Source organism: Salinisphaera sp. G21_0, assembly GCF_017744115.1.
In the GTDB taxonomy this organism is placed as follows: domain Bacteria; phylum Pseudomonadota; class Gammaproteobacteria; order Pseudomonadales; family Endozoicomonadaceae; genus Endozoicomonas.
Genome location: NZ_JAGHQW010000114.1, coordinates 1 through 5,483 on the forward strand (window position 1 = coordinate 1; position 5,483 = coordinate 5,483).

3 protein-coding genes and 1 pseudogene are annotated in these 5,483 nt (G+C 51.3%); all 4 read right to left on the bottom strand.

The genetic code is table 11. The features are described from left to right. A partial coding sequence (locus tag J7439_RS24760; protein ID WP_502950445.1) for a low-density lipoprotein receptor class A repeat-containing protein occupies positions 1–1,666 on the bottom strand: 1,666 nt, incomplete at its 3' end. Positions 1,667–2,289: 623 nt separating this feature from the next. Then, positions 2,290–3,819, bottom strand: coding sequence for an FAD-dependent oxidoreductase (locus J7439_RS24765; protein WP_209204726.1), 1,530 nt, complete (start codon positions 3,817–3,819; stop codon positions 2,290–2,292). 152 nt (positions 3,820–3,971) lie between these two features. Beyond that, on the bottom strand, positions 3,972–4,163 hold the full coding sequence (locus tag J7439_RS24770; RefSeq protein ID WP_209204727.1) for a hypothetical protein: 192 nt from the start codon (positions 4,161–4,163) through the stop codon (positions 3,972–3,974). Between the two features lie 377 nt (positions 4,164–4,540). Then, positions 4,541–5,483 (bottom strand): annotated as a pseudogene (locus tag J7439_RS24775) (hypothetical protein); the annotation flags it as partial.

Sequence of the window (5,483 nt, forward strand, 5' to 3'; positions counted from 1 at the left end):
GGCCGGAAACGTTCATGGCGGGGCTTGATACCGTCGCCTGCGGTGCCGCACTGGTGGGCAGTGCCATGGTGGTCCCCGACGGGCCGGAAACGTTCATGGCGGGGCTTGATACCGTCGCCTGCGGTGCCGCACTGGTGGGCAGTGCCATGGTGGTCCCCGACGGGCCGGAAACGTTCATGGCGGGGCTTGATACCGTCGCCTGCGGTGCCGCACTGGTGGGCAGTGCCATGGTGGTCCCCGACAGGTCGGAAACGTTCATAGAGGGGTTTGATACCGTCGCCTGCGGTGCCGCACTGGTGGGCAGTTCCATGGTGGTCCCCGACAGGCCGGAAAAGCTCATGGTGGTGTTCGATACCGTAACCACCGTTTCTGTCACCGGTGCCGTTGTAGCCGTGACTGTTGGCCGCGTCGGGCTGGAAGAGACAGGATTGCATAACTCCGCCCGCTCATCGGAGCCATCATCACAATCCTCTTCCCCATCACATTGCCAACCGGCGCTAATACAGCGGCTGTCGTCGCAGAAAAAGGTACGGTTCAGCCTATCACAGTCAGCTTGTGTGCAGTTCTCATCGGAGCCATCAATAATACAATCCTTTTCCCCATCACATATATAACTGTCGTCAATACAGCGGCTGTCGTCGCAGAAAAAGTTACGTCCCAGCCTATCACAGTCAGCTTGTGTGCAGTTCTCATCGGATTCATCAATACAATTCTTTTTCCCATTACATCGCAAGGCGTCACTAACACATTTTTTCTTATCGTCGCAGAAAAAGTCACGTCCATGCTTAATACATTCAGCTAGTGTGCAGTTATCATCGGTCCCATCATCACAATCATCTTCCCCGTCACATTGCCAACCGGCGGAAATACAGCGGCTGCCGTCGCATAAAAAATCATAGCCTAAACGATCACAGTCAGTTTGTGTACAGTTCTCATCGGAGCCATCACCGCAATCGTCATCCGCATCGCATTGATAGTCGGCAGGAATACATGTGCCGTTGTCACAGCGGAATTGATCAGCATCGCATGGAGCCTGAGGCTCTGTGGTTGGGGCAGACGTATTGGTGTGTGCAGGTGTTGTTGTTGATGACCCGCCCACAGCGGTAAGGCTGGCCAGAGCCCCAAGTGCCAGGGACGTGTTTGGCAACTGGCCAGTCCGGGCAGAGGCGGTGGCCGTTGGGCTGGTCCGCTGTGGTGTTTGCTGTGATTTCTTTTTTTTCTTGCCTTTGTGGTTTGTTGGGGAGCCGTCCACCGTAGTGTCTGCCCCGCTCTGCCCCGGTGCCGAAGCGGTAGCCGACCCACCAAAAAGATTCCTGAGCCGGGCCGCCGTGGAAAGGGTGACAAAGCCCTCCAGCAGAGTGCTGATCTCCTCTGGCAGCACTGTGTAAGGCGACACCAGCCGGGCACCCAGCGCAACACCCTGGAAAAAACTACTGTTCTGCCCATCGGGGCTGCCAAAAGTGAAGGCCGGACCTTCATCCGGTTGCGCCAACGGTTGCCCGGGGGGAATATAACCGGGATACAACGACTGCAAAAACAGGATCGGACCTTTCCGGATGGCGACCTCCACCCCTGCCAATAGCCCCCAGTTTTCCGTTGGCTGATCGGGAACGGGGCCAGAAGCAGTGGGTGTACCTGTTGGCTGAACAGCAGGTTGGGATATCAAAGTTATTACCTCGCTAAATAAGACAATAATAGGTAAGGCTCAGGCAGTGAAAAGAACCATTTGAATTATTCGCAACGGATAGTGCGCAAGAATCTTATAAAACAGGAAAGAAAGCCCAGGAGGTTGACCGAGAATAGCGCCCGTCTAGGCGACCCCGTAGCGAGGATGGCAGAAAATTGAGGATAAAAAGTCGGAAATTTTTAGTGAATAGTGGTTCTATTTGTTAAAAATTTCCGACCTTTTAGACCAATTTTCTGTCACCGCAGTAGGGCAGTCTATTCTCGGACAGCCTCCCAGGGTCCTGAACTGCGTAACGAGTTAGTCCGCGGGTCCCCTGGTACAGTGTTTCAATGCAATTGATGGATCTCTTCTATCATTGACGTCTAAGTAGTTAACCAAATGAAATCGTATTTTCTGACTAAGTAGACAGTCACTCTCGGCAACTGCGCCTGCGTTGCTCTATCTCCTGCATCCATTCAGTCGTGCGGCGTTACAACTCCGGTCACATAGCTAAGGCTATGCTCCCTTCGTTGTGCCTTGCATGATAACTGCCCACTTAGCCAGAAATATACGATTCCATTTGGCCAACTACTTAAAGTACTTTGCATAACAGTGGGTATGCTCTAACTGTGCAGCTTGTCCAACATACGAGATATGATTTGTTTAACCAAAGAGGGCATGTTCAGCGGAAATGAGCTGGCTTCTCTGGGTGTGAATGGAATTGCCAAATCTTTCACATCCTTATCCGCGTTTTTCAAACCTTCGGCAAAGAAAAAATTGGGTGTCTCTTTTGCGTCACCAATAGCTTCACTCTTGCCAAAAGGGAGTGCGACGGAAGGTTGTGCCAGCTTTTGTTTCTCTACAGTGAAAATGGCATGGCTCAAGTTCTTCTTTTTTGACCCTCGTGCGGTATGGCTGTCGGTATCGACGTAGGTTGGTGCCATCAAGCTAGCCCGCTTCGTCGGAGTCACTGTCGCCTCACAAATCAGTGCATTCCACTCAAGCTGTTGTTCGGGTTTGAGGTTTGTGGGGCACTGTCCGGAAATCCACAATTTCTCAGAGTTGTCATGGGATAAGAAAATGTAGCACTGAGGGTAATAGTTGCTGTGCCATCCCAGCTTCTCGAATTCAGGCAGCAGGTCAGCAGGTATTTTTTCTTTGGCGTTGAGGAGGGCACCGGTTTTGATCTCTGCCCAGCTTGGATGATGGATATAGGCGCATTGGCATCTGCCGCTAAAAGGGGTATTGACCGTTATTTTTTCCAGGCTGGATCCCAACTCTTCTAACGATTGGCGCGATGTTCCATGCACGCCATCGGCATGAATAATTGAATCGAAAGCAATTCGCCCCGATGGATGTAAATCTATGGTTTGAACCCATGGGTCAAAAGAATCGGCTCTGGCTTGATGCCTGATATCTATCAAATCCGGATATTTTGTTTTCGCGTATTCCATATAGATACGCTGGATAACGTCGGTCTGTAAGTTGGTATAGTTGTTGCGCCTTACTTGTTCCCGAATGCTTGCCAGGCTTTTTGGATGCAATATATCCGATTTCTTTCTGTGAGAAAAAACGTATCCCCGGCCGTGAGTGCTTTCCAGAGCGTCCAACATCTGATTAATTGCATAAGTTGCTTCTGGCCCTAAAGCCATAACGCTTGAGCGGATATCCCACTCCTCTTCATTGCGGCCTTCACACAGACAAACCTTGTGACCTTTCCTTGCCAGCTCGACCGCTGCCATCAATCCTGTCGGACCTGCACCGGCCACTACCGCATCATAATGGGGAATTTTCTCCTTGCTTAACAATTTGGCTCTTTGCTTAGCTAATGATGCCCGTTGCTCACCGAAGAGAGCGTTACTTTCGTGAAGCTGTTTAACCTTCTCGCCCAGCTTATCCAATGATTTAATTGTTTTATCGGTTTTGAGGATCTTAATCTTTTTCTGCTTAATGTTTTTGGATTCAAGACTTGATAGATTATTGTTTTTTTGAGTCGTTAAATTGCTGGTCTGGTTATTATTAAATCGGGCAATTTTTCGGCCAAATCGTAGAAAGCTGAAATTGAATCGGGACTTCTTGGCAGGCTGTTCAGAGCGTGGTGCTGGTGTTGTGGAAGGTGTTGGTCTTTTATCTGATGGAATCAAAGTCCCCATGTGCCATCTCTCAAGAGTTGTTTTTATCGATATATTGGCGTAATAAACAGTTTAATCGGCATGTCATAGGAAAAATGGTGGTTCAGGCATAAAAAATGCCGATCTGTGCCACAATGACACTGACTTAAGCGTGAAAGCCTTGCCATAGTCAGTTAAAAGACTTTCACCACAAAGGCACAAAGACACAAAGGAAGATAAAAGAAATCTTTTCTTTGTGTCTCTGTGCCTTTGTGGTTCAAATTCAAATAAAGCGAGCCTGTAAAAGCCTGTGCTGCTGTTTTGCATGAGTGGTAACGACCCGTTGCTTCCATGGCAATAAGGAATAGTCCTTGAATAATTTCCACATTTCGGAGCCTCCAAACTCCGTTCGTCCTGAGCCTGTCGAAGGGCGTTAACTCCGAAGCATGATAGATCGTGCCTGGCACCCTTCGACTCCGCTCAGGGTGAACGGAGATTGTGCATATCAAACTCATTGAAATGATCTATTTTACAGCGGTTCTTATTCTGCGGAGGTTGCGAGTTTCAATCTCTTCATATATGCCAGCATCTTCTTTATGTTCATGCCAGGGAATCACCCCCTGAGTTCCTCAAAGAACGAGTCCCTTGGCCGTATGGGTGGTTTTTCCGGCAGTGCCGGTTGTTGCAGTCCGGGTGGCTCTGGAGGATGACTTCTGGGGCGTTGTACATCGGCAGGTTTCTCTTGCCTCTTTCCTGACGGCTTTTACGTCGGTTGAGTGCGCGCCTTCTGTGCCTGACCCACAGTATTGATGGCCACCAACTCCAGCGGGTCATCGGCAGCGGATGACCTGCGGCAATAACGACAATAAATGTACCTCCCTAACACCACCCCTGCCACCACAAAGGCAGCCGTCCCCACGGCGATACCAGCTATTGCGCCAGTACTCAGGGTAACCGCCAGTGGTGCCACAGTTGTGGGCAGCGTCATGGTGGCCCCCGGCAGGCCGGAAACGTTCATGGTGGAGTTCGCGACCGTCGGTGCCGGTGTGGGCATAGTCATGGTGGCCCCCGGCAGGCCGGAAACGTTCATGGTGGTGTTCGCGACCGTCGGTGCCGGTGTGGGCAGCGTCATGGTGGCCCCCGGCAGGCCGGAAACGTTCATGGTGGTGTTCGCGACCGTCGATGCCGGTGTGGGCAGCGTCATGTTGGCCCCCGGCAGGTCGGAAAAGTCCATGTTGGTGTTTGCTACCGTCGGTGCCGGTGTGACCGGTAATGGCTCCCTGGCCACGCCTGAAGAGTAACCTGTGCTCCTGGCAAAACTGTTCACCTGCGTAGTATTGGCAACCACGGCCCCGCGCCTTGTGGCGACTGTTGGCACTGCAGCGGCTGTTGTCGCTGTAGCGGCATTTACCGGGCAAGCATCACTGTACGAAACATCCAGCGCATCCAGAAATTCAGTTCTCGAAGAGCAATTGGCTGTTAACACACGCAGGTCTGCTTTTTGGCAAAGAAGCTGATCATTGGAGATAGAAGAATTCCCCTCTTTAATGCCATTGACATAGCTGTTCACCGCCGTGGTGTTGGCAACCGTTCCTTGAATCTGCCCCCCCCCAATGCCGGCGTCTGCATAGCTACCCGAGGTTTCGACCGTGCTGTTCACCGCCGTGGTTTTGTCAACCGTTCCTCCAGTTCCACACCAGCACACC